28 protein-coding genes and 1 riboswitch are annotated in these 25091 nt (G+C 36.8%); of the genes, 24 read left to right on the plus strand and 4 right to left on the minus strand.

Annotation, left to right across the window (positions count from 1 at the left end; translation table 11 throughout):
* Positions 1 to 181: 181 nt before the first annotated feature.
* Complete coding sequence (locus tag PMI13_RS09535; protein ID WP_007843093.1) at positions 182 to 751, minus strand: YceI family protein; 570 nt, start codon at positions 749 to 751, stop codon at positions 182 to 184.
* Positions 752 to 874: 123 nt separating this feature from the next.
* On the opposite strand from PMI13_RS09535, the gene radA reads away from it, so the two are divergent.
* Both radA and PMI13_RS09545 read left to right on the plus strand, forming a co-directional pair.
* The gene (gene radA, locus PMI13_RS09540) at positions 875 to 2224 is read left to right on the plus strand and encodes a DNA repair protein RadA (RefSeq protein WP_007843095.1); all 1350 of its coding nucleotides are present in this window, start codon (positions 875 to 877) and stop codon (positions 2222 to 2224) included.
* 206 nt (positions 2225 to 2430) lie between these two features.
* Entirely contained in the window at positions 2431 to 3024 is a 594-nt protein-coding gene (locus PMI13_RS09545) for an acyl carrier protein phosphodiesterase (RefSeq protein WP_007843098.1), read from the plus strand.
* 16 nt (positions 3025 to 3040) lie between these two features.
* On the opposite strand, the gene PMI13_RS09550 is transcribed toward PMI13_RS09545, so the two are convergent.
* On the minus strand, positions 3041 to 3541 hold the full coding sequence (locus tag PMI13_RS09550) for a DUF6702 family protein (protein ID WP_007843100.1): 501 nt from the start codon (positions 3539 to 3541) through the stop codon (positions 3041 to 3043).
* A gap of 69 nt (positions 3542 to 3610) precedes the next feature.
* Here PMI13_RS09550 and PMI13_RS09555 point away from each other — a divergent pair, with 69 nt between their 5' ends.
* The 11 genes from PMI13_RS09555 to PMI13_RS09600 all read left to right on the plus strand — a co-directional run bounded on the left by PMI13_RS09555 (position 3611) and on the right by PMI13_RS09600 (position 13061).
* The gene (locus PMI13_RS09555) at positions 3611 to 4189 is read left to right on the plus strand and encodes a HupE/UreJ family protein (RefSeq protein ID WP_007843102.1); all 579 of its coding nucleotides are present in this window, start codon (positions 3611 to 3613) and stop codon (positions 4187 to 4189) included.
* Positions 4190 to 4255: 66 nt separating this feature from the next.
* Positions 4256 to 6634: a M1 family metallopeptidase gene (locus PMI13_RS09560; protein WP_007843105.1), complete on the plus strand. Its 2379-nt coding sequence runs from the start codon at positions 4256 to 4258 to the stop codon at positions 6632 to 6634.
* A gap of 142 nt (positions 6635 to 6776) precedes the next feature.
* Positions 6777 to 7496, plus strand: coding sequence for a DUF3108 domain-containing protein (locus PMI13_RS09565; RefSeq protein WP_007843106.1), 720 nt, complete (start codon positions 6777 to 6779; stop codon positions 7494 to 7496).
* A 189-nt stretch (positions 7497 to 7685) separates the two neighbouring features.
* Positions 7686 to 7817: a hypothetical protein gene (locus tag PMI13_RS21680; protein WP_007843107.1), complete on the plus strand. Its 132-nt coding sequence runs from the start codon at positions 7686 to 7688 to the stop codon at positions 7815 to 7817.
* 178 nt (positions 7818 to 7995) lie between these two features.
* On the plus strand, positions 7996 to 8274 hold the full coding sequence (locus tag PMI13_RS09570) for a co-chaperone GroES (protein ID WP_007843108.1): 279 nt from the start codon (positions 7996 to 7998) through the stop codon (positions 8272 to 8274).
* Positions 8275 to 8366: 92 nt separating this feature from the next.
* Entirely contained in the window at positions 8367 to 9992 is a 1626-nt protein-coding gene (groL, locus tag PMI13_RS09575; protein WP_007843109.1) for a chaperonin GroEL, read from the plus strand.
* A gap of 204 nt (positions 9993 to 10196) precedes the next feature.
* Positions 10197 to 10715 (plus strand): DinB family protein, encoded by a 519-nt coding sequence (locus PMI13_RS09580; RefSeq protein ID WP_007843110.1) that lies wholly within the window; start codon positions 10197 to 10199, stop codon positions 10713 to 10715.
* Positions 10716 to 10951: 236 nt separating this feature from the next.
* The gene (locus tag PMI13_RS09585) at positions 10952 to 11407 is read left to right on the plus strand and encodes a hypothetical protein (protein ID WP_007843111.1); all 456 of its coding nucleotides are present in this window, start codon (positions 10952 to 10954) and stop codon (positions 11405 to 11407) included.
* A 79-nt stretch (positions 11408 to 11486) separates the two neighbouring features.
* Positions 11487 to 11777, plus strand: coding sequence for a DUF2695 domain-containing protein (locus PMI13_RS09590; RefSeq protein ID WP_007843112.1), 291 nt, complete (start codon positions 11487 to 11489; stop codon positions 11775 to 11777).
* Between the two features lie 51 nt (positions 11778 to 11828).
* Positions 11829 to 12386, plus strand: coding sequence for a DUF6985 domain-containing protein (locus tag PMI13_RS09595; RefSeq protein ID WP_007843115.1), 558 nt, complete (start codon positions 11829 to 11831; stop codon positions 12384 to 12386).
* A gap of 15 nt (positions 12387 to 12401) precedes the next feature.
* Positions 12402 to 13061, plus strand: coding sequence for a DUF2461 domain-containing protein (locus PMI13_RS09600; protein ID WP_007843117.1), 660 nt, complete (start codon positions 12402 to 12404; stop codon positions 13059 to 13061).
* 85 nt (positions 13062 to 13146) lie between these two features.
* Here the strand turns inward: PMI13_RS09600 and PMI13_RS09605 are convergent, their stop codons facing one another.
* Positions 13147 to 13545 carry a VOC family protein gene (locus PMI13_RS09605; protein ID WP_007843119.1) on the minus strand — a complete coding sequence of 133 codons (399 nt, stop codon included), beginning with the start codon at positions 13543 to 13545 and terminating at the stop codon, positions 13147 to 13149.
* A 180-nt stretch (positions 13546 to 13725) separates the two neighbouring features.
* Here PMI13_RS09605 and PMI13_RS09610 point away from each other — a divergent pair, with 180 nt between their 5' ends.
* From PMI13_RS09610 to ribB, 9 genes are all read left to right on the plus strand, one after another.
* Positions 13726 to 14220, plus strand: coding sequence for a tetratricopeptide repeat protein (locus PMI13_RS09610; protein WP_007843121.1), 495 nt, complete (start codon positions 13726 to 13728; stop codon positions 14218 to 14220).
* A 245-nt stretch (positions 14221 to 14465) separates the two neighbouring features.
* Positions 14466 to 15272, plus strand: a complete 807-nt coding sequence (locus PMI13_RS09615) for a hypothetical protein (RefSeq protein ID WP_007843123.1) — start codon at positions 14466 to 14468, stop codon at positions 15270 to 15272.
* A gap of 114 nt (positions 15273 to 15386) precedes the next feature.
* Positions 15387 to 15563 carry a DUF2200 family protein gene (locus tag PMI13_RS20890; protein ID WP_007843125.1) on the plus strand — a complete coding sequence of 59 codons (177 nt, stop codon included), beginning with the start codon at positions 15387 to 15389 and terminating at the stop codon, positions 15561 to 15563.
* 204 nt (positions 15564 to 15767) lie between these two features.
* Positions 15768 to 16523, plus strand: coding sequence for an SDR family oxidoreductase (locus PMI13_RS09620; RefSeq protein ID WP_007843134.1), 756 nt, complete (start codon positions 15768 to 15770; stop codon positions 16521 to 16523).
* 69 nt (positions 16524 to 16592) lie between these two features.
* Positions 16593 to 16940, plus strand: a complete 348-nt coding sequence (locus PMI13_RS09625) for a YciI family protein (protein WP_007843135.1) — start codon at positions 16593 to 16595, stop codon at positions 16938 to 16940.
* An 18-nt stretch (positions 16941 to 16958) separates the two neighbouring features.
* On the plus strand, positions 16959 to 18194 hold the full coding sequence (locus PMI13_RS09630) for an RNA polymerase sigma factor (protein ID WP_007843137.1): 1236 nt from the start codon (positions 16959 to 16961) through the stop codon (positions 18192 to 18194).
* 110 nt (positions 18195 to 18304) lie between these two features.
* The gene (locus PMI13_RS09635) at positions 18305 to 18883 is read left to right on the plus strand and encodes a peroxiredoxin family protein (protein WP_007843139.1); all 579 of its coding nucleotides are present in this window, start codon (positions 18305 to 18307) and stop codon (positions 18881 to 18883) included.
* 91 nt (positions 18884 to 18974) lie between these two features.
* Positions 18975 to 19520 carry a dihydrofolate reductase family protein gene (locus PMI13_RS09640; RefSeq protein WP_007843141.1) on the plus strand — a complete coding sequence of 182 codons (546 nt, stop codon included), beginning with the start codon at positions 18975 to 18977 and terminating at the stop codon, positions 19518 to 19520.
* Between the two features lie 113 nt (positions 19521 to 19633).
* Positions 19634 to 19759, plus strand: a riboswitch (FMN riboswitch).
* A 90-nt stretch (positions 19760 to 19849) separates the two neighbouring features.
* Complete coding sequence (ribB, locus tag PMI13_RS09645; protein ID WP_007843142.1) at positions 19850 to 20500, plus strand: 3,4-dihydroxy-2-butanone-4-phosphate synthase; 651 nt, start codon at positions 19850 to 19852, stop codon at positions 20498 to 20500.
* Between the two features lie 71 nt (positions 20501 to 20571).
* Here ribB and PMI13_RS09650 read toward each other — a convergent pair whose 3' ends face one another.
* Complete coding sequence (locus tag PMI13_RS09650) at positions 20572 to 22659, minus strand: outer membrane beta-barrel protein (protein ID WP_007843145.1); 2088 nt, start codon at positions 22657 to 22659, stop codon at positions 20572 to 20574.
* Positions 22660 to 22841: 182 nt separating this feature from the next.
* Between PMI13_RS09650 and PMI13_RS09655 the strand changes: the two genes are divergently transcribed.
* Positions 22842 to 23597, plus strand: a complete 756-nt coding sequence (locus PMI13_RS09655) for a DUF3575 domain-containing protein (protein WP_007843147.1) — start codon at positions 22842 to 22844, stop codon at positions 23595 to 23597.
* 131 nt (positions 23598 to 23728) lie between these two features.
* Positions 23729 to 25021 (plus strand): MFS transporter, encoded by a 1293-nt coding sequence (locus tag PMI13_RS09660; RefSeq protein ID WP_007843148.1) that lies wholly within the window; start codon positions 23729 to 23731, stop codon positions 25019 to 25021.
* Positions 25022 to 25091: the final 70 nt, after the last annotated feature.

The following is a 25091-nucleotide window of genomic DNA, read 5'->3' on the forward strand; positions in this document are numbered from 1 at the left end:
CCTGGAAAATAAAAAACATATGCCTATTACACACCAAGCTCACTCATCTTGCAGCGATTTTAGTTATGAATGACTACAAATTTACAGTTTCAAGATTCAGCAATTTTATCTTTATAACACAAAAAAAGGTTCCCAACATACATTGAAAACCTTTTACCCAAACCAAATATATATATATAAACTATTGTTTAATTAATTCAAAATATAAATTAACATCAACATCTTTAGCCACACCAGCTCCCGTTGGATCATATTTAATATTATAATCTAAACGGTTCACTTTAAATGTGGTCTGGAAACCCATTATTTCTTTCCCTTGTTGATTTTTTGTTATTCCACCATAAGTTACGGGAACACTGATTTCTTTGGTTACATCTTTAATCGTCAGTTTTCCTTTGAGTGTATATGTATTATTTTTTTCTTTCGTTAAAGAAGTACTTTCAAAAGTCATTGCAGGGAATTTTTCAGCATCGAAGAAATCTGCACTTTTCAAATGCTTGTCTCTCATTTCAACACCCGTATTTACAGAGCTGGTCTGCACTCCAAAAGAGAAAGTAGCATTATCCAGGCTTGCTCCGGGAGTGGATACTTTTCCTTCAAATTTATCAAATCTACCCTGTACAAAGCTGATCCCCATATGTTTGATATTAAAATTCACAGAAGAATGCATCGGATCTACAGCCCAGGCTGTCTGTGCAAAACCTACAACGCTCAAAAGCGCGAATACAAAAGTTAAAAATATCTTTTTCATTTTTTATATATTTTAAATATAATCAAAGGTATGCGGAAAATAAAGTTCCGGCATTGATCTATGTTAGTTTATTAACCCCTTATAAAAATTTTTTGATGCTGAGTTTTTTTATAATTTTACATCATGGCAAAACTTAGAACAGCATATTTCTGTCAAAACTGCGGAACTCAGTATTCCCAATGGATGGGACAATGTAAAAATTGCGGGCAATGGAATACTTTGGTGGAAGAAGTGGTAGAAAAACCTTCTCATAAAAGTCTTCCTTCTTCAAAAACCAAACAACATGTCATTAATATCGTTGAAGTTGAAGCGATTGAAGAACCACGGATCAAAACCCCTTCTGAGGAACTGAACCGGGTTTTGGGTGGTGGAATTGTTTTAGGATCTGTCACACTGATCGGCGGTGAACCGGGAATCGGAAAATCTACCCTTCTTTTACAGCTGGCCTTAAAAATGAAGAAGAAAATTTTCTATGTTTCCGGTGAAGAAAGTGCCTCACAAATTAAAATGAGAGCTGACAGGTTAACGGATATTCAAAATCCGAACTGCTTTCTTTTTACTGAAACTTCATTGGAAAAAATTCTTCATGAAGCTAAAAAGCTTGAACCCGATTTTGTCATTATTGATTCTATTCAGACTTTACAGTCTCAACTGATTGAAAGTTCACCGGGAACCGTTTCCCAAATCCGGGAATGCTCCAATGAAATTATCAAATATGCCAAAGAAAACAACACTCCGGTTTTCTTAGTCGGGCACATTACAAAAGACGGACAGATTGCCGGCCCAAAAGTATTGGAACATATGGTAGATGTGGTATTAAATTTTGATGGTGACAGAAACCACCTTTTCAGATTATTGAGAGCCAACAAAAACCGTTTCGGGTCTACTTCAGAAATCGGAATCTACGAAATGGTTTCCCAGGGATTGAAAGAAATTAAAAATCCTTCTGAAATTCTCATTACCAAAAAATTCGAGGAACTTTCCGGAAATTCCGTGGCAGTAACTTTGGAAGGAAACCGCCCGATGCTTCTGGAAATTCAGGCGCTGGTAAGCACTGCAGTGTATGGGACACCTCAAAGAAGCTCCACCGGTTTTGATGCCAAAAGATTAAATATGCTTCTTGCCGTATTGGAAAAACGTGCAGGTTTTCAGCTTGGAGCAAAAGACGTTTTCCTGAATATTACAGGTGGTATTAAAACCGATGATCCGGCTTTAGATCTTGCTGTTGTCGCTTCTATCCTTTCTTCTAATGAAGATATTGCGATTTCCGAACACTTCTGTTTTGCTGGCGAGATCGGCCTTAGCGGTGAAATCCGCCCTGTAGCCCAGGTTGAGCAACGAATTTCAGAAGCCGAAAAATTGGGATATGAAAAGATTTTCGTTTCCAATCTTAATAAAATTCCCAAAAGAAAATTCGGGATTAAAATTGAGGAAGTAAGTAAGATTGAAGATTTTCACGAGAGAATTTTTTAGAGTTAAGAGTTATAAATTATGAGTTAAGAGTTGTATGCAGGGTACGAGATATCGGTACAGGTAAAAAAATAGAAGTTGGATTAGAGAAACCAAGTTGAGCTCACAATTCATATTTCATTATTTATGGCTTAAAATTTCGCGCTTACATAACTCATAATTTATAACTCTTAACCCTAATAATTTCTTACCTTTAAGTTTTCACAATAATGAATTACTTAGCACACTCCTTTCTTTCATTTACAGACGGGCAAATCGTAGGTCAGTTCCTGGAAGATTTTATCCGGAATAAAGACCGCTTTTCTTTCCCAAAAGACATTCAGGATGGGATTACTTTGCACAGGGCTATTGATACTTTTACAGATTCTCACCCCGCCATTCATGAAGCTAAAAAAGTATTTTCTCCTCTCGTAAGATTATATGCCGGGGCTTTTGTTGATGTTTCAATGGATTATTTTCTAGCCACTGATTTTACCCTAAATTCACTTCGGGGATGGAAAGAGCATTCTTTGAAAGTGTACAGAGTGCTTAATGAAAACAAGGAATGGCTACCGGAAAATTTCAAAAAGATGCTGGTAAAAATGGAAGCTGATGACTGGTTGTATAATTACCGTGAAGACTGGGGCATTAAATTCAGTATAAAAAACGTCCTCAATAAAGCCCAATACCTGGATAAAGATCTCCCTGTATTTGAATTATTCCTCCAGAATAAGGAAGTTCTTCAAAAATGTTATAACCATTTTTTTCCTGATTTACTCAATCATGCAAAAGGTATTAATGCACTCTTGCAGCTTGAAAATTAATTAAGGTAACTGTATACTAAAAACTGCTGCCAAAATAACGGTTGGGATAGGTAAGCTTCTCACTTTTTCTTTGTCCGTTGACGATGATATGAATGATATTGATCTGGTCATCAAACAAATTGTATAAAAAACTTACGGCAGTCTCAATTTTTTTTGGATTATTCACAGTTTCTGATTCCATAAAAATATCTACCGACTCGCTGTCTTCTTCATACCCGATATATGCTACTTTTAAAAAGGCATTATTGGCTTTGAGTTTAAAATATTCCGCACAATACTGTTTCAAAGCTTCATTAAGCTGTGCCTTGTACTTTGGGTCATTAAAATGAAAAGGCTTACCATACTTTTTCGTTAATCCGTTTTCCAGGTCATCGAGAAAAAAGCGGCCTGTCATTTCAAAAGTTTTTGATTTTGAATTGTAGTTGATTTCCATGGAGCCTACGTGATAAGGATGCTTTTCTTTGGCAAAAGAAAACAAAAAAATAACGGGAAGTAAAAACAGCCATAAATTCTTCATAAGCCCTCAGATTTAAAATTTGTTCCGAAATTAATCATTATTTTCGTAAGCTTTATATTTTACTACATTATGCAGGATTTTTTATTTTATTTAAACCTTGGCTGGGAACATATTATTTCTTTAGATGCATTGGATCATCAGCTCTTTGTTTTAGCTTTAATCGCAGTATATTCTTTCAGTGACTGGAAAAAGATCCTGATTCTTGTAACCGCTTTTACAATCGGGCATTCCATAACATTAGCGTTGAGTATTTTAGATATTTTCAGGGTCCCTTCAGATTGGGTTGAATTCCTGATTCCGTTAACGATCGTTCTTACTTCACTGGATAATATTCTGATGAAGAATAAAAAACAGACCATGATGCGGGCCAATTATTATTTAGCCTTGATTTTCGGGCTTATTCACGGGATGGGGTTCGCCAATACCGCCAGAGTAATGATCGCGAAGAGCCAGAGTATCGCCATTCCTCTTCTGGGTTTCAATATCGGATTGGAGCTGGGACAAATTGTAATTGTTTTCGCCATATTAACAGCTCTTTTTATTTCACTCAACTTATTTAAAGTGAATAAAAAAGACTGGATCTTATTTGTTTCTTCAGGAGTTTTTGCTTTATCATTAAAAATGACATTAGAAAGAATTCCGTTTTAAGGTTGAAACATTTTCAATTTTTTAACTACTTATCATTATATTTGAACATTCTTAACCATTTTGATCATGAAGCTAAAAGTTACATTACTTTCTGTATTCACTTTTGCAGGCTTAACGGCCCAAAATATTCAAAATAATCCGGGGAGCAATCACGGAAATAAATTTGAACAATTAGGAACCATACTTCCTACTCCAAATATCTACAGAACCGCTTCCGGAGCACCGGGACACGGATACTGGCAAAACAGGGCCGATTATAATATTTCTGCTTACCTCGATGAAGATAAAAGAAATTTAAAAGGTTCTGAAACTATTACCTATTATAATAATTCACCGGATGAGCTGGATTACATCTGGCTTCAGCTGGATGAAAACCAACAGTCGAATGTAAAAAATGCAGACTTTCCTTTTTCTTCCACACTTCCAAAAACTTCAAATGATCAGCAATTAAAAGCTACCAATCTTCCCGCAAAAGACAATGGATATGGTGTAAATCTTGAAAAAGTGACTGATGTATCCGGGACGCCTCTAAGATACACGGTAAACAAAACCATGATGCGTATTGATTTACCAAAAGTTCTGAAAAAAGGAGAAAAGCTGGTTTTCAAAATAGACTGGAATTATAATATTCCCAACAGAATGAAGATGGGTGGCCGTGGCGGCTACGAAAACTTTCCTGAAGATGGGAACGATCTGTATACAATAACACAATGGTATCCCAGAATGTGCGTATACAGTGATTTTCACGGATGGCAGAACCACCAGTTCACAGGACGTGGCGAGTTTGCTTTAGTATTCGGAAATTTCAAAGTTTCGATGAATGTTCCGGCAGACCATATTGTTGGCGGAACCGGGGAATGTAAAAATTATGAACAGGTATTATCTTCTGAACAGCTGGCAAGATACAGAAAAGCACAAAATTCTGATGAACCTGTAGAAATTGTAACCCTGGATGAAGCTAAAAAAGCAGAAAAAAACCATTCAAAGCAAAGAAAAACATGGACTTTTGAAGCGAATGACGTGAGGGATTTTGCATGGACCTCATCCAGAAAATTCGTGTGGGACGGAATGAATGTGGTCATTCCTGAAAACAACAATAAAGTAATGGCAATGAGCTTCTATGGAAAGGAAGCATACGGTTTATACAGGAAATTTTCTACAAAAGCCATTGCCCATACCATCAAAACATATTCTGAATTTACCATTCCGTATCCGTATCCTGTAGCACAATCCATTGAAGCTGCCAACGGAATGGAATATCCTATGATCTGTTTCAATTTCGGAAGAACAGAGAAAGACGGAACTTATTCTGAAGGAACCAAAAATGGGATGATAGGCGTAATTATTCATGAGGTAGGACATAATTTCTTCCCCATGATTATCAACTCCGATGAAAGACAGTGGAGCTGGATGGATGAAGGCTTAAATACCTTTACAGAATATCTTACCGAAGAAAAATGGGATAATAAATTCCCTTCGAAACGTGGCCCGGCATGGACGATCGTGGATTATATGAAACTTCCTAAAGATCAGCTGGAGCCTATTATGAGTAATTCTGAAAACATTATCCAGTTTGGACCGAATGCTTATTCAAAACCGGCAACAGGACTGAATATTCTTCGTGAAACCATTATGGGAAGAGAGCTTTTTGATAAGGCTTATAAAACATATGCAAAAAGATGGGCTTTCAAACATCCTGAACCTGCGGATTTCTTCAGAACAATGGAGGATGCCAGTGGTGAAGATTTAGATTGGTTCTGGAGAGGCTGGTTTTACGGAACTGATCCTGTAGACATCGCTATTGACAAGGTTTCTATCGCAACTCCTGATCTCGAAGCTATTCCGAAAGCCAATGAAATTACCTACAAAGTTGACAAACCTTTACAAAATGATTTTGAGGATATTTCAAAAATCAAAAATAAGGAAGATAAAAATATTACCTTCTATGTAGATAAGGATAAAGATCTTCAGGATTTCTATTATCGTTATGACCGCGGACAGGAAAAAGTGGACAACAATAAAGACTATATTTTAAACAGAGTTGAAACCACTACCACACTGGATGCTAAAGACAAAGAAAAATTTAAAGATATTACAGCTTATCAGATTGATTTTGTGAACAAAGGAGGCTTGGTGATGCCAATTATTCTTGAGTTCACTTTTGAAGACGGATCAAAGCTTTATGATAAATCTTCCGCTCAGATCTGGAGACAAAATGAACAGAAAGTTTCAAAGACCTATTATTTTAATAAGAATTTAAAATCAGTACAGCTGGATCCGATGAGAGAAACAGCAGATATTGATACCTCAAACAATTTCTGGAGCAATGACGGAACCAATTTCCAGGCTTCAAAATTCCAGGTATTTAAACAGAAACAGGGAGAAGCGGTAAGAGGTGGTGCCAATGGAAAGGTAAACCCTATGCAGGCCGCAGGAAAGAAATAAAATAAATAAGATTGAAGAATAAAAAAGTCACTCCGATGGAGTGACTTTTTTATTCTGAACTTCCATTTTAAAATAACCCATAAAACATTTGAAAAACTTGTAACTTTTTGAAAATCAAACCTACTTATTAGTAAAAATATATATGAAAACATTTCTTGTCTTTTTACTTATAGGCAGTACTCATTTATTTTCACAAAAGCTGCTTACTCCCAGTCACAACAATATTGATCCTAAACTTATAAAAGAGGAAACATCTGAAGCAGTCTGGTATGCTGAAAATGCAGGTGCTAAAATAGAAATAGGGACTATCATTACAGACCTCAAAAAATTAAACAAAACAGATCTGCTCATTAGAACTACCGTTAAAATGAAACAGGCTCCTGATGCCAGCTGGGTAGATTCTACGATTGTAAAAACAGCTAATTTCCAACCTGTCTACCATTCATCTTTTAATTCAATGAGAGATATGGTTCTGAAGTCAGAGAAAAATAAAGTAACAGGATATTATCTGGATAAAAAAGCTCAGAAAAAAGACAATATCGAAATCCCTGCAGCAGATTATTTTGACAGCAACAGCTATTCTGTGCTGATCCGTTTTTCTCCGTTAAAGGAACATTACACCGATGAAATATCCATTTTTGATTATAACCCGGATGCCAAAAAAGGAGTTATAAAAGCTTACATACAGGATGTACAGAAAACTGAGTATAATGGCAGAAAGGTATGGGCTGTAAAAACAACCGATGATATCAAGGATAAGACAGTCATTGTCACCTATTATATTGATACTGAAACAAGAAAGATTCTGAAACAGGATATAGACCTCGGCGGAAGAAAAATGACTATGGAAACCATTAAATAAACATTCGTCAGGCTTTATACAGTCAATATCGATCACAACATATAAAATATTGATTATCAAAACACAAAAATCAACAATCGGTCTACATACGGCTTCTTATATATCCAATAAAAAGCTTACATTTAAATTGTCAAAAACCCTGATTGACATTAAATGTTCAGGAAAATCAAAAAAACAAAATATTAATTTATGAAAAATGCTAAATCATTAAGCAGAGACGTCCAAAAAGCTATTATCGGGGGCGCAAGAGTTGTTTGTTGTGAATACAACGACCAGGGAAAATGCATCTTATGGATTGGTCCCGGACAGAATTGTCCTTAATCAGAGAAACTAACTATTATCACAAAAAAAAGAAGCCGGAAATTTCCGGCTTTCTGCTTTAATTTTTCTGCCAAATTTTCATACCCGAAAATAAAAATCTGCCATTTCATCCACAGGCTACCGATGGCACACATTTAGAGAATTACAATGCAGAAACAATAAAAAAAACAGATATATTATGTCAGTAAACTTTAAACCACTAGCAGACAGAGTTCTAGTAGAACCAATTGCTGCAGAAACTAAAACAGCATCAGGTATTATTATTCCGGACACAGCAAAAGAAAAACCACAAGAAGGTACAGTAGTAGCAGTAGGCCCTGGTAAAAAAGATGAGCCTACCACTGTTAAAGTAGGTGACAAAGTTCTTTATGGAAAATATTCAGGAGCTGAATTAAAACTGGAAGGAAAGGATTACTTAATTGTAAAAGAAGGAGATTTACTAGGAATCATCGGTTAATTTGTAAAAAGTAAAATGTATTCATGTAAAATGATTTCATGAATATAATTCATTAATACATTGTACAAAGTACATTAATACAATAAAAAATTATGGCAAAAGAAATTAAATTCGATATTGAATCAAGAGACGCTTTAAAAAGAGGAGTTGATGCATTGGCTAATGCAGTAAAAGTAACTCTAGGACCAAAAGGAAGAAACGTAGTGATCGAGAAATCTTTCGGTGCACCTCACGTTACTAAAGACGGTGTTTCTGTAGCAAAAGAAATCGAACTTGAAGACAGAGTAGAAAATATGGGAGCACAGATGGTAAAAGAAGTGGCTTCCAAAACTAATGATATCGCAGGAGATGGTACTACTACCGCTACTGTTTTGGCACAGGCTATCGTAAGAGAAGGTCTTAAAAACGTAGCTGCAGGTGCTAACCCAATGGATCTGAAAAGAGGGATCGACAAAGCGGTAACTGCAGTTGTTGAAAATCTTAAAACTCAATCTCAAACTGTTGGAGATTCTACAGAAATGGTGAAGCAGGTTGCTTCTGTTTCTGCTAACAACGACGAAACTATCGGTGCTTTGATCGCTGAAGCTTTCGGAAAAGTAGGTAAAGAAGGAGTAATTACGGTAGAAGAAGCTAAAGGTATCGATACAACGGTAGATGTTGTAGAAGGGATGCAGTTTGACAGAGGTTACCAGTCGCCTTATTTCGTGACTAACCCTGAAAAAATGTTGGCTGAACTTGAAAATCCATACATCCTTTTAGTAGAAAAGAAAATTTCTTCAATGAAAGAATTGCTTCCTGTTCTTGAGCCGATTGCACAAGGTGGAAAATCTCTATTGATTATTTCTGAAGAAGTAGAAGGTGAAGCTTTGGCAACTTTAGTGGTCAACAAATTAAGAGGTTCTCTTAAAATTGCCGCAGTAAAAGCTCCTGGATTCGGAGACAGAAGAAAAGCAATGCTGGAAGATATCGCGATCTTAACAGGCGGACAGGTTATTTCTGAAGAACAGGGTTTCACTATGGAAAACATCTCTTTAGATATGTTGGGAACTGCTGAGAAAGTAACTATTGATAAAGATAACACAACGGTTGTAAATGGTGGTGGTGAAGAAAGCAAGATCAAAGGCAGAGTAAACCAGATCAAAGCTCAGATGGAGACAACTACGTCTGATTACGACAGAGAAAAACTTCAGGAAAGACTAGCTAAATTAGCCGGTGGGGTTGCCGTACTTTACGTAGGTGCAGCTTCTGAAGTGGAAATGAAAGAGAAAAAAGACAGAGTGGATGATGCGCTTCACGCTACAAGAGCCGCTGTTGAAGAAGGTATCGTTGCAGGAGGTGGTGTTGCTTTGGTAAGAGCGATCTCTGCTTTAGAAAACCTTACAGGAATCAATTCTGATGAAAGCACAGGGATCAAAATCGTAAAAAGAGCGATTGAAGAGCCATTAAGACAAATCGTTGCCAACGCAGGTGGTGAAGGTTCCGTAATCGTCGCTAAAGTAGCGGAAGGAAACGGAGACTTCGGATACAATGCTAAAACTGACGAGTATGTACATATGCTTGAAGCAGGTATCATTGACCCTACCAAAGTAACAAGAGTTGCCCTTGAAAATGCAGCTTCTGTTTCCGGAATGCTTTTAACTACTGAATGTGTGATCACTGAAGTGAAAAAAGACGAACCAGCTATGCCAATGGGTGGCGGAATGCCGGGAATGATGTAACAGCGTGTCGCTGAAACAATTTAATATACTAGCCGCTTTGCTTTTGCAGGGCGGTTTTTTTGTAAAAATTCAATAAGCTTTATGTTAAACTTTAGTCTAAAAATAAATTGTATTTAGTTGCAATTATTTCGAAAAAAGCCATTTATTAATTTATAATCTTTAATTAATTTTACAAAATACAAACTACTAAACAATATTAATCTCATGAATCTAAAAACATTAATCATCCACACCGTTCAATACAACCATTGGGTTATCAATAAGTATATCGACTGGCTTTCTACCAAGTCCGATGAGCAGCTCAATCAGGAAGTTATTTCAAGTTTTCCAACGATCTTAAAAACATTACATCACATTTGGCAGACACAGGAATATTGGTGGAGTTATATATCAGAAAATAATGATTTCGACTTTGCCGCCACCTCAGCTATCACGGATAAAGAAGAGATTTTCAATGCCATCAGAAACAATTCTCAAAAACTTATGAATTATGTAGAAAGTTTATCCGAAGAAGGTTTGACAAAAAATGTAAAAATTGAATCACAATGGTTTCAATGCGATTTTTCAAAATATGAATATATTCAGCATATTGTTTTACACGGAACCTATCACAGGGGGCAGATTGTAACCATGGGACGAAACATTGGAATCACCGATGCTCCAATGACAGATTACAATTTCTGGAATATTTATAAAGACGCAGAGGTAGCAAATACCAATTAACTGAAATACAATCAAATACAATATAACCATTCTGTTTACAGGGCGGTTTTTATTAAATGTAACACACAAATTAGATTCGTTAAATACAGCTTTGCTTGTAGGCAACCGAAAAAAACTGGCAAACAGGGCAACTTGAACCTCCGCTGGCGTAAACACCCCCTCGCTCGAGCGATGATGCCCGCCAGCAAAGGAAATCTATACCAGCCTTTTTATTAAAACTAAAAATCAATTAATTCATGATTAAGCTATATATTTTAATAGTAACAGCATTCTTATTCTTCTTCGGTTGTAAGAAAAATAATATGGAATACAGTGTCGGTCAGGAATGGAAGTACAAAACCCGTCCTGCGGAAGAAAACTCTACCATTAAAATTTTAAAGATTGAAGAATATCCTAAAACTGGAAAAGTTATTCATATCTCAGTTAACGGATTAAGGATGAAAAATCCTGGCAGCCCTGAAGGTTTTGCAAAAAGTCTCAGCCATATTCCGATTTCTGAAGAAGCACTGGACAAAAGTGTTACCAAACTAAAAAATGAAAACGGTAAAATGCCTGACTCCACTGAAATGGATGGATATTCTTATTGGAAAAAAGAATTTGACAAAGGAAACGCCGGAATATTTACCATCCCCGTTTCTGAGATTGTAATTTCAATAGAAGAAGCAATTTTAACAGGAAATGTGGATCAATAAAACCCAACACTATCAAGCTGACCTTTAGTAAAATAAGTTATCCGTATCATTTTAATTAATCTAAAATTGAGTGAAATTTATGAACGAAAAAGAACGCAGAAAACAAATTCGGGATGAGTGGAAACAAAAGCAACGGAAAGAATTTGAAAAAAAACTGCCAATGGACAGAAAATCATTTGAGAAATTATTTGATTATCTTGACCATCAATTAGAAGAAGTAGACTGTGATGATACCAATACATTAACAGCAGAATTTTTGAGAAAAAATAAAGTAACAAATATTGAAAATGTTATAAATTGGCTGGCTGAAAACGGAGGTTATTGTGACTGCGAAATCTTAGCCAATGTTGAAGAGAAATTTGAACTGTAAGGCTCATTTTCTAGTCCAGAGAAAGGCAAAATTAAACTTAATACCAAATACATGAGCAAAGAAATTATTTCGAAAACAATCGGATCTTTGAAACAGGATGAAAGCTTTTCTGACTGGTGGAAAAGTGCTGAAATTGAAATTCCATTGATGAACAAGGAGAAGCTGGCTATAACATTCATGGATTTTGAACCTGAACATGATACAACCTTTGTTGAAGAAGCTGATCAGGCTTTGGAAAATTTCTTACGGCTTACTATTGATGACAGAAACTCAATATCTGAGTTTGCTTATAAAAACTGTATGGATTTTTTAGAAGCTGTAGGATATGACGAAGACGATGAACCTTTATGGGAAATTCAAAACCATGATAAAATCTGGAATTTTGTCCAACCGACTGAAATTTACATTTCAAGACGACACAGAAGAGATAAAGATATATATGTCCAAATTGTCTGTGAATGTGATTGGGAGCAGGAACACGGACTTCAACTTGTTTTCAGGCAGGGAAAACAATTAACAAGAATTAGCAGTCAGGACGGACATATAACGGAAGCAGATGCCTACGACAAACCGGACAGCGAAGATGAATTATTATCAAAATTCATTTAACATCTACACAGCACCATGAAGAAAGCCTTTGAATTCCTTAAACAACTACAGAAAAACAACACCCGCGAATGGTTTGCCCGGCACAAACCGGAATACGATTCAGTGGTAAAAGAAAACAAAATATTTTTCAATAAAATCTATACCGAACTTCAGGAACACGATCAGTTAAAAGGAATCCATATTTTCAGAATTCACAGGGATGTTCGTTTTTCTAAGGACCCTACTCCTTATAAAAATAATTTCGGGGTTGGATATTCCCGTTCAAAACCAATGTTGAGAGGTGGATATTATATTCAGCTGGAACCCGGCAACAGCTTTGTTGGCGGTGGATTCTGGGCTCCTGATGCTAAAGATTTACTCCGCATCCGTAAAGAATTCGAGCTCAATACAACGGAAATCAACAAGATCACTTCGGACCCAACATTTATAAAATACTTCGGAGAAATCAAGGGCGATAGTGTAAAAACAGCCCCGAGAGGTTTTGATAAAGATCATCCTGCCATTGATTTAATCAGAAAGAAACAATTTGTTGTAATGCGAAAATTTACGGATAAGGAAGTTTTATCGGACAACTTTCAAAAGGAAGCAGTTCTGACCTTATTAGCCATGCGTCCGTTTTTTGATTATATGAGCGAAATCCTCACTACCGATTTAAACGGAGAATCTTTATTTTAAATCTAGGCCTAAATAACAGCTAGAAATAATTAATGGATTTCAGTCCGGAAATAACCGTTTTCTTTTCAGACTTCTGATATTTCATTCACATCCCCTGCTCCATCAATAGTATATTAAATTTATGCCCATCAGGATCGGCAAAAACAAAACCATAATGACGTGTTTCGTCTCTCCCGGCTTCGTTAAAAATCTTACCTCCGGCTTCTTTAACTTTATCAATCCATTCCTGCACTTCCTCTTTGGTTTCTGCAGAAAGGGTGAACATCACTTCATTCGTGTTCTCCGGTCCGGATGGTAAATATTCATCTATTTGAGAACCTTTTTCAAAAAAATGAATCACAAAACTATTATCACCGAAAAGAAAACTGGCCAATTGAGGATTATTGTTCGGCTTATTGGGAGTAAAGCCTAACTGGATGTAGAACTGATGAGTACGGGCGGCATCTTTTACACTGAAATTAGCCCATATTTTTTTCGTTTTCATATTGTTGGATTTTGAAATAACATACAGTAATCATACCAGTATATTACTTTGAAGTTTTAAAAAAACAATCGTAATAACTTAATACTTTAAATATTTCTGTTTTCATATCATTTTTTTTCTGTAAAAACTGATAAATAGAATAAATTTGAAATATATTTAAATGATAAACACCAATTGAAAATGAGCGATTTTGAACTTTGGGAAGAAGAATTAAAAACAATATGGAATCAGCTAGGAGAAATTTCTGATGATGATTTCATCAAAAAAATAAAATGCCATACAGAAAAGATTTCCGATGGCTCACCCAATGCCATTGCCGATTTTGAAAGAGCATGTTCTTATGATTCAACCGGTTTTGAAGAAAAAGCAGAACCTCTTTACCGGTCTGCTCTACATTTAGGTTTAACCGGGTTGAGAAGAAGGAGGGCCAGGATCCAGCTGGCAAGCACCTTACGAAATAATGGAAAAATCCACGAAAGTATAGAAATCCTTAGAGAGGAAAAAGAAAATTATTCTGATGAATTGGACGATGCTGTGAATGCTTTTTTGGCCCTCTCTCTTTCTTCGATCAATAAAGACAAGGAAGCATTGTCATTAGCACTTATGTCTTTATCCACTTATCTCCCAAGGTATAATAAATCAGTTTATAATTATTCGAAAAAAATAATCGAATAAAAGGAGTTAAAATCATTCGAAAATAAAACCAGGATGGTTGTTGTATGATCAAATTATTATAAACAATCACATTTAGCCTGACCGTTCTAAAACCAGAACGGTTTTTTTATACCCATAAAATAACGAAAACGGGTAATTGACATAAAACCGGAATACAAACAAATTTGTATAAGGTATTTAAATAAAAACCACCAGAGTAGCCGAAAACTGTAATTTTTAAAGAGTAGGCCTAAAAACATAAGCACATGAAAACAAAACTTCTATTAATCCCAATGCTTGTATTACTCCTCACAGGATGTAATTCTATGTCAAAAATTTCAGATTTAAAAGATATTGAGGGAAAAACATTGGCCCATCATGTATCTTACGATGCCTCAAGAAGAGGAAGCTTAATTTTTACTGATAAGGAGGGCAGAGTTATCGTAATTTCTGAGCCGCCACCCGACGTTGCAACAAAACTTGCCACTGAACTGGGAGCAAAAGCAGACATCATCGGAAAGGCAAATATCGATTTATATCTGCAGACCACTAAAAGTATTGCAGAACTCGGGAGAAGAACCTCAGCCGTAAATATCCTGAGAGATGCATTATACAAATTAACTGAGCTCAAATTAAGGGATAACGGACTTGACGGCCAAACAACGGCTCTGTTTAATAAAATTTTAGAAGCAGTAAAAGATATTTCTTATGTGGAATTACAAAATGCAAAGACCGAGACCGAGCAGGCTGAAGCCGAAAAAAGTAAGGCCAAAGCAAAAGAAGCACTTCTCACAAATAATATAGTCAGTTTTGATAATGAAGCTGCACAACAATTGGAAAACCAGGCTTTCGAACTTCTTTTGGATAAAAAATATTCCGAAGCTAAAGAGAAATTCAAAACGGTAGATGAAATATTTCCTAAATACCATTCTGCATATGATATCTACCGTTATCTTAAAAATAATGAAAGTGAGGCTGATGATAAAAAAATTCTTCAGGACATTTATTCAAAGTACCGTTGGGGAATGCCCATAAGATATCAGTTGGAGATCAGAGAAAGGATAGCCGAATAAGAAACAAAATGATGAACCAATATTTTTGACCACTCAACCGCCTTGTTATTCAAGGTGGTTTTATTGTTGATAAATTTATAAATTTGGGTTGAACCGATAAGTAAACATCAATTCATGCAAAATAATACCCGAGTCTACAAAATGGCTTTTGCCGGCGTTTATCCTCATTATATCCAGAAAGCTGAAAAAAAGGGACGTACCGATGAGCTGATGAGAAATATCCGTTACCTCGATAAACTGATTGATGAGCTGGCCAAAGGAAAGCCAATGGATAAAATTTTAAGAAAATAAAATAATCCGGACTTAATTACCCTCCGATTTTTAAGTTTCGGCTAAAGCCTGTTGAATGGTTTTATATTTTTGAAAGCGGGCTAAAGCCCGCTCCTATTGAATAATTATATCCTGTTGATGTTTATCAAAAAATCTTTAAAAAAATATTGTCCAATTCCGGACAACTTGTTTGTCATTAAAGTATAACAGCAAAAATTATATACAATGAAAATCACAGTAATTGGCGGTACCGGCCTTATCGGTAGTAAACTTGTCAACAGCCTTAGGAATTTAGGGCATGAAGTTCTTGCAGCTTCCCCGAACTCAGGAGTGAACACTCTTACAGGAGAAGGACTGGATAAAGCACTGGAAAATGTGGATGTCGTTGTAGATGTTGCCAATTCCCCTTCCTTTGCGGATGACGATGTTATGAATTTTTTCAGGACTTCCGGGGAAAACTTAATGGCTGCAGAGAAAAAAGCAGGTATTAATCATCACATTGCGCTTTCGGTTGTAGGGACAGACCGTCTGCAGGAAAGCGGATATTTCAGGGCAAAACAGGTGCAGGAAGACATTATCAGAAATGCAGGAATCCCTTACACTATTGTTCATTCCACACAGTTTTTTGAATTCGTAGGCGGAATTGTTCACTCAAGTACCGCAGATAACAAAATATTGGTTTCTCCGGCTTTAATCCAGCCCATTGCTTCAGATGATGTGGTAAAAGCAATGACGGAAGTTACAATCGGTGAGCCCAAAAATACAATCCTTGAAATTGGTGGCCCTGATAAAATCAAATTATCGGATCTTGTAAAAAAATACACAACGATCATGAAAAATCCTGATGAAGTGGTTTCAAAACCTGATGCCACTTATTTCGGAGCCCCTTTGAATGACTCAACTTTAATTCCGGATAGCAATGCGAAATTAGGAACCATCCACTATGATGAATGGATTTCAAATCCGGAAAACCAAAGATAAAAGACTGATCAAAAGTTTTAATGATTAAATTTATATACCAAAATACATTTTACTTAAATTTTTAACATTATGAATGAGTTTTTAATCGCTATACATCGGGATATTATCAATAAGGACGCAAGCCCGTCACCAGAACAGATGCAGGCTTCCATTCAGCCTTTTCAGGATTGGCTGGGCAGTATTGCAGCCCAAAATAAGCTTGTAGCCCCGCCCAAAAGATGGGACCTGGGTGGAAGGGTTGTAAAAAATGATACCGTGACCAACGGACCTTATGCTGAAATCAAAGAATCTATCGGCGGCATGTTTATCATCAGGGCCAATGATTATGATGAAGCCGTGGAAATTGCAAAAGGCTGTCCTATTCTTCAATGGGGAGCCAGTGTGGAAGTAAGAATGGCTATTCCGCCGGTACAGTAAATCTTACCATATAATGTAATGCAGGAGCAGACATTAATACCCAATTTATTCAGAACAGAGTACAGGAAAATTGTTTCCGTGCTCTGTTCCGTATTTGGGATCGATCATATTGAAATTGCAGAAGATATTGTAAGCGATACTTTTCTCACAGCCACCGAATCATGGAGTATCAACGGGATTCCGGAAAACCCCACAGCCTGGCTTTATACCGTCGCTAAAAACAAAACCAAAAATTATTTTAAAAGAGATGCCTTATTTCAACAAAAGATCTCTGTTGAAATCAAACATTCATTATCTGATTCTGAAGAGTTTGAAATAGATCTTTCCCGGAAAAACATTGTTGATAGCCAGCTGGCCATGATGTTTACGATCTGTAATCCTTCCATATCAAAAGATTCCCAGATTTCATTGGCCTTAAATTTACTTTGCGGGTTCGGAACCCGGGAAATTGCAGATGCTTTTCTGGTGAACAAAGAAGTGGTTTATAAGAGACTCAAACGGGCAAAGGAAAAATTAAAAGCAGAAGGCATAAAAATCGAGCAGCCCTCGGTCTCACAAATCCATTCAGGGCTGGAAACAGTGCTTACTACGCTGTATCTGCTATTTTCCGAAGGTTATTATTCTACTTCACAGAATACCGTTCTCAGAAAAGACCTTTGCCTGGAAGCCATAAGGCTCACTTCATTGCTTCTCGAAAATAATTTGACCAATACTCCATCTACTCATGCATTATTATCTTTAATGTATTTTCATTCATCAAGATTTAATGCCAGGATCAATGAAAAAGGAGAAAGCATTCTTTATGAAGAGCAGGATGATACTTTATGGGATTATGATCTGATTGAAAAAGGAATTCATTCTTTAAATCAGAGTGCTTCGGGAGATTCTTTAACTAAACTTCACCTGGAAGCAGCAATTGCCTATTGGCACACAAAAAAGGAAGACTCTGACGAAAAATGGGAAAATATTTTGCAGCTGTATAACCAGCTTTTACAGATTGAATACTCCCCTATGGCTGCACTCAACCGCACCTTTGCCTTTGCAAAAGTCCGGGGAAAAGAGGCTGCAATTATTGAGGCTGAAAAGCTTAAGCTTGTTGATAATCCTTTTTATTATTCACTCTTGGGCCACCTTTATACCCATATCGACAATTCAAAAGCCATACAGAATTTTGAATCTGCTTTACAACTTTCCAATTCGCATTCGGTTATCAATACCCTTAAAAAGTATATTGAGGCATTATCCCAGAAATAAAATTAATTATTAGTTCCTGATCTATAAATCGTTCTGTTTCCGGAGCGTTTTTTCATTAATATGGTTTAAAACATTGGAGTATATTTGAAATACCATTTAAAAATCATGCCATGAAAAAATTTTCAGTCCTTTTAATTATTCTATCAATGTTATCTTGTGAAAGTAAAAAAGAAAAGGAAGAAAAATTTTTAAAAGATTTTCAGGAACAGGCTAAAGAGATCAGGAAAAACCAGATTGATTTGTTTTTAAATGCAACGCCCAAATATTTCTCAGCCAAAACCATTCAAGGGAAAACTTTCAATTCACAGGAATATAAAGGTAAAAATCTGGTGATCCTTATTTATGATAAATCTTATCTGAAAAAAAGTGAATCTTATGATATGGCAGAAGAATACAACACACTTTATAATGAATTTAAAAATAATGCAGAATTTATTGGTATCGTAGAAGGCTTTATAGAAAATGAAAAAGAACTGAAAGATTATCTTTCCCATTCAACAGTCCTGTTTGATCAGATTGATAATACCAAATCTTATGGTAAATCTGAAAAATTAAATTATAATATCTTTTGCAGCCCTGCAAAAATCGTTATTGATGTTAACGGAAAAGTAATCTATTCGTCCTGCGGTGGCGGAAACATTACCGAAATTACCCAAAAGCTGGACAGCATAAAAACGGCTGCCCATTAATCCTCTTTGCTTTCTTTACACAATGAAAGAACTAAGGATTGGCATCAAACTCAACTTTAGCTATGTACAAATACACTCAAATATATAAACAATGAAGAAAATAATTTTAGATTTGGCAGTAACACTGGATGGGTTCATCGAAGGTCGCAACGGAGAAATCGACTGGTGCATTATGGATGAAGATATGGATTTTGATGGTTTCTTATCAGGTATAGATACCATATTTTATGGCAGGGTAAGCTATGATGCATGGGGAAATTATCAACCTGATGAAAATGCCAGCCCGGCAGAACAAAAGCTTTGGTTGGCAGTTCACTCAAAAAATAAATTCGTTTTCTCAAAGCAAAACAGAGAGGATAACATCGCTACTTTCGTTAGTTCCGATATTACAGAAAAAGTCGCAGAAATCAAAAAGCATGGTGGAAAAGATATCTGGCTATACGGTGGAGCAGGTCTGATCAAAACCTTTATTCAGTTAAATCTTATCGATATCTACAGAATATCTGTACATCCGGTTGCTTTAGGTGATGGAAAACCTTTATTTGAAGACCTGAAAGAAAGACTGGAATTACAACTTACCGGAACGAATGTTTTTAAATCCGGGGTTGTACAACTTATCTATGAAACGAAGAAATAAACTGAAATCTTTTCCCTATCTCAAAAAACTTCCCGAAATTTGTAACCTGTGCGTTAAATAATTATTAATGAATTAAAGAACAATTAAACAAACATACAGTAAAACTTAGCATAAGTTTTCTTCGGGGCAGGGTGCAATTCCCTACCGGCGGTTATAGTCCGCGACTCCTTTTTAATTAAAGGACTGATTTGGTGGAATTCCAAAACCGACAGTTAAAGTCTGGATGGGAGAAGAAAATGAAACGATCAATAAGGCTATCTTATGGACTTATTGTGTTGTATTTCATTTCCATGTACCGAAGTGTATTTTAACTTTTAAAGTAAAATAACATGGAAAAATTATTAGAAAAATTCGGAGTTACTTCCAAAGAACGTGTAGAAAATGCACTTCAGAAATTACAACAGGGCAAAGGCATCCTTCTGGTAGATGATGAAAACCGTGAAAACGAAGGCGATATCATCTTTCCTGCCTCCACCATCACCGAACAGGACATGGCGCTTCTGATCCGCGAATGCAGCGGAATCGTCTGCTTATGTATTTCCGAAGAGAAAAGTAAAAACCTTAATCTTCGTCCGATGGTGGAAAACAACAGCAGCAAAAACCAAACAGCATTCACCATTTCTATTGAAGCCAGAGAAGGGGTTGAATCCGGTGTTTCAGCAAAAGACCGCGTGACCACGATCAGAACAGCAGTGGCAGAAAATGCAAAAGCTGAACAGATCGCAAGCCCGGGCCATGTTTTCCCACTGATCGCCAGAAAAGACGGCGTTTTTGAAAGACGCGGCCATACGGAAGGCAGTGTAGACCTGGTAAAACTGGCCAATCTCGGGGATGATGCCGTACTTTGCGAGCTCACTAACGAAGACGGCTCAATGGCAAGGCTTCCTCAGATTGTAGATTTTGCCACTAAAAAAGAAATGAGTGTTGTCACTATTGAAGATATTTATTCATATCGTAAAATGATGATCAGCCAGAATTAAAAAAAATATTTTAGCGCACAGAAATTCCGCCCGATATGGTATACCGGGCGGATTTTTATTTAATCTGAACTCTAGAAAGTAGCTGCCGGAGCCGTGGAATTATTCAGCTTTTTCTGCAGGTCTGTTTTTTTACCTTTTGAAAAATCATAACTGAATCCTAAAACAAACATAGATTTATTATTCATGATCTGATTTTCCCGGGAATAATTGACCAGGCTTTCAGGTAAGCTTTTGGTTTTATATTCCGATGGCATTCCAATCCAGTACATTCCTGTAGAGAATGTCCAGTCTTTATGTTTATAGCTTAGAAAAATATGATTCTGGTTTTCATTGGTGCTTAAAAATGCCCCACTCAATGTATACACCGGGATATTGAGCTGATACTCCAGGTTAAAAGATTTATACTCTGAAGACAATACGAAATTGTTTCCGATATAATCATTTTTGATCAGGGCACCATTGCTCGTCCTTACAGTTTCGGACGACGGCGAAATAACTGCTTTTATGACCAGTAGATCGCTTCCGAAGGGTTTGTAGGAACCGGTTAGCTGAATACCGTACTGCTGTGAGCTTTTTGCATTTTCATAAGTAAGAGCATAACCTCCGAAAATTCCGTCCGATACATAAAGCTGGTTGATGGTACGGCGGATATACCGGTAAAACGCATTGGCATTGAAATCAAAATGTTTATTGTTGAATGAATAGATCAGGTTATTTGCTAAAGTCTGCTGGGATTTGAGAAACGGATTCCCTTTCTGTACAATATTCGGAGCCATTTGCACCACATTGCTGCTGAGCGCGGCACTCCAGGGGCTTCTCGGTTTATAGCTGCTTGTAAAACGAAGACTCTGATTGGCTTTCAACTGGTATCCTAAAATTAGCTTGGGCGTAAAAGACCACTCATCAAAAGTATTTTCGGCACTTTTATTATGAATATTGGTCAATCCGGCACCGATACGATAGGTAAACTGATCGAGCTTTCCGGAAAATTCCGTATAAAAATACTGCTCAAGATAGTTAACGCTGTACTGTGAAAATCCTGCTAAATTTTGCAAATCATTGGAAATTGATGTATTGGAAATACGATAGCCCGATGAAAGTTTTCCAGCTTCAAAATCATGCGTATGGGCAAGCTCACCTACAAAACCGGTCTGCTTTGCTTTAAGATTCATATCATTATCAAACACCGGATCACCCGAAGAAGTTACCCATTCCTTTGCAAATTCCTTTGTATTGGTTGTAAAATGGGACCCCACCACATTAATGCTCAGTTCATCTTTTTTACCGATGTTTTTTGAAAAATATAAATCCAGAGTTGGGGTCACATAATCAGAAGAACCATTTTTCAACATGGTATGATCTTCAACGGTATTGTCTTTTGTGAAAACACTTTGTCCGCTCCCTTTAATAAAACTTGTAAAAATATCCATGTTCAGTTTTGTCTGGAAAGAATACTGATCCGGGACTACACGGGTATACCTCAGTGCTAGATTCTGAAAAGTATATCCGAAATGATCCCTTTTATTTTCATCAGTACGAAAGTGGGCATTATCCAGCTGATAATCATAGATACTGTGTACTTTCCTGTTATCATAATCCCGTAAATTGATGGAATATTCCAGGCCTAAATTATTTTTTCCTTTGGTATAACCGGCATATGCTGAACCATTAACAAAACCTGTATTTAAAGCTGTACTTACATCAGTTCCGAAAACATACCCTGTTTCCGTGGAACGGGTGATCAGATTAACCACAACATCTGCTCTTGTGGCCCATCTGGCAGGCGGAATATCATAATACTCCACTTTGACGACTTCACCTGGGGGTACACTTCGAATCTGCATATCAGTAGCTTCAATTCCGTTGATTAAAAACAGTGTGGTTCCACCTTTAGTACTGGCCAGTGTATTGGTAACAGGATTAAGCTGCAATTCAGGAAGCGTTCTCAACAGATCTTTTGCATATCTGGCTTTTTCAAGCGCTTCTTTATCAAATGTATAAACTGATTTATCGGCAAATTGCTTCTTGCGTTGGGTTTTTAAAATAACTTCCTGTATCTCTGCTGTTTTTGTTTCATCTATTGTATCTTTTTTTATGCTTTCCTGTGAAAGTATAAGAATACTGCTCAACAGAAGTACAGAACACATCGCTTTTTTCATATCAGAATTATATATCCGTAAGACAAGCGATGTTCAGCTTTTATTACATAAAGCTTAAGTTAATAATTTTCCATTTAAAAAGAAACTTATTCTTTATTTATAAAATTTCACATTATATTTTATAAGCAATTGATTTCCTGCCCGTTTTTTGCTGGTACTCTGGTACACCCAATTATAGTATCATGAAAAAGTATCTCATCTTATCGCTCTGCTTTCTTGCACAGGAAGCCGGCGCACAGGAAGCTATACCCGATTCTCCGCCGGAAAAATTCAATATGATCAAAACAAATGTTACAGCATATGCATTCAGGAATATCAATTTATCATATGAAAGATCGATCAATCAATGGTTTTCCGTGAATATTGCTTTCGGAACCATGCCTGAGGGAAAAGCCCCGTTTATCAATGCATTTTTAAGTGATGAAGATGAAAAAAGGTTTCAGAATCTCGAAATAAAAGCGGTCAACTTTACCATAGAACCCCGGTTTTATTTAGGACATGGTTATGGCAAAGGATTTTATATTGCACCCTATTACAGATATTCAAAAGTCTCTTCCAATACCTTTGATTTTTATTATGATTTCACCGTCAATAACCAGGCCGCTTTCCGGGTTCCCATTAAAGGTTCAGGCTCTGCAAACGGTAACAGCGGCGGGTTGATGGCAGGAGTTCAATTCTTCCTGACTCACAGCAAAAACCTTGTTCTGGACCTTTGGATTGCAGGTGCTCATTATGGCAGTGGAAAAGGGGATTTCGTAATGACCAGCGATTACGTTCTCACCCCTGAAATGCAGGCCCAGCTAAAAAAAGAAATTGAAAACCTGGATATTCCTTTTGTAAAATATACAGTAGAAACCAATGCCAACGGCGCAAGAGTGAAAATAGACGGTCCGTGGGCAGGTTTCAGAAGCGGATTGTCGATTGGGTATAGATTTTAATTAGGTTTTATGCCTGAACATTGTTGCGTTAGAGAATGATATAAATTGAAGCATTTTACATTGTCAGGACATCCATATGTTTTTTTTAATTGCAATTTGATATTTAAGCAAAAAAGGAATACCTTTCTCTCATGAATTCATCTCAAATTACCACCGCTCAAAGAATTAAAGCAATTGTCGGTGGCTCCATAGGAAATTTGGTAGAATGGTACGACTGGTATGCTTATGCAGCTTTTGCCATTTATTTTTCCCATTCATTTTTTCCGGATTCGGATCTTAATGCCCAGCTGATGAATACAGCCGGAATATTTGCTGTAGGATTTCTGATGCGACCGATCGGCGGCTGGCTTTTCGGAAGTATTGCAGATAAAATAGGAAGAAAAAAAGCAATGACGCTTTCTGTTTTGCTGATGTCATTCGGTTCCTTACTCATTGCCCTTACCCCGACTTATAAAACAATAGGAATTTTAGCCCCTGCCCTGCTTCTTATGGCAAGATTATTACAGGGACTCAGCGTGGGTGGAGAATATGGCGTGTCCGCAACGTATCTCAGTGAAATGGCCGCCGAAGACAGAAGAGGATTTTATTCAAGCTTTCAGTATGTAACTTTAATCGGTGGGCAACTGATTGCATTGGGCATCCAATTGGTTTTACAGAAATTACTTTTAACGGAAGCCCAGCTGGAAGACTGGGGCTGGAGGATTCCTTTTGTAATAGGAGCAGTTCTTTCGATCGTTGCTTTATATTTGAGGGCCAACCTTCATGAAACCGAAGCTTTTGAAAACAAAATGCAGATGAGTGAAAATAAGAAAGGAACCATCAAAGAACTTCTTAAACATCCAAAAGCCCTGCTTACTGTAGTAGGACTAACTTTAGGAGGAACATTGGCATTCTATACCTATACTACTTATATGCAGAAGTTTCTGGTAAATACAGTTCGCCTTACCAAAGAGCAATCTACTTTAATTTCATTTGTTTCACTATTTATATTTGCGTGCCTGCAGCCGGTTTTCGGAGGATTGTCAGATAAGATCGGGAGACGCCCGTTACTTTTAAGCTTTGGAATCCTGAGAACGATATGTACTGTTCCTCTACTTACTGCATTAAGCCATACCACATCAATGTGGGGTGCTTTTTTTCTGATTATGGCTGCATTGATTATTGTAAGCGGCTACACTTCTATTAATGCGGTTGTAAAGGCGGAACTTTTCCCATCTGAAGTACGCGCTTTAGGGGTAGGCTTACCTTATGCATTAACTGTCGCAATCTTTGGCGGCAGTGCCGAATATATTGCATTATGGCTTAAGGAATCAGGGATAGAACATTATTTTTACTGGTATATTACAGCATGTATCCTGTTTTCACTGATTGTATATGCCGGAATGAAAGACACTAAAGAAAACTCAGCATTAGACAAGGATTAAACTGGTCATAGTCTAAAACAAGAGGCTGTCTCAAAAGTGAGACAGTCTTTTTTTTATGCTCAAAAAGAAA

This window comes from Chryseobacterium populi (assembly GCF_000282115.1).
GTDB classification, from domain to species: domain Bacteria; phylum Bacteroidota; class Bacteroidia; order Flavobacteriales; family Weeksellaceae; genus Chryseobacterium; species Chryseobacterium populi.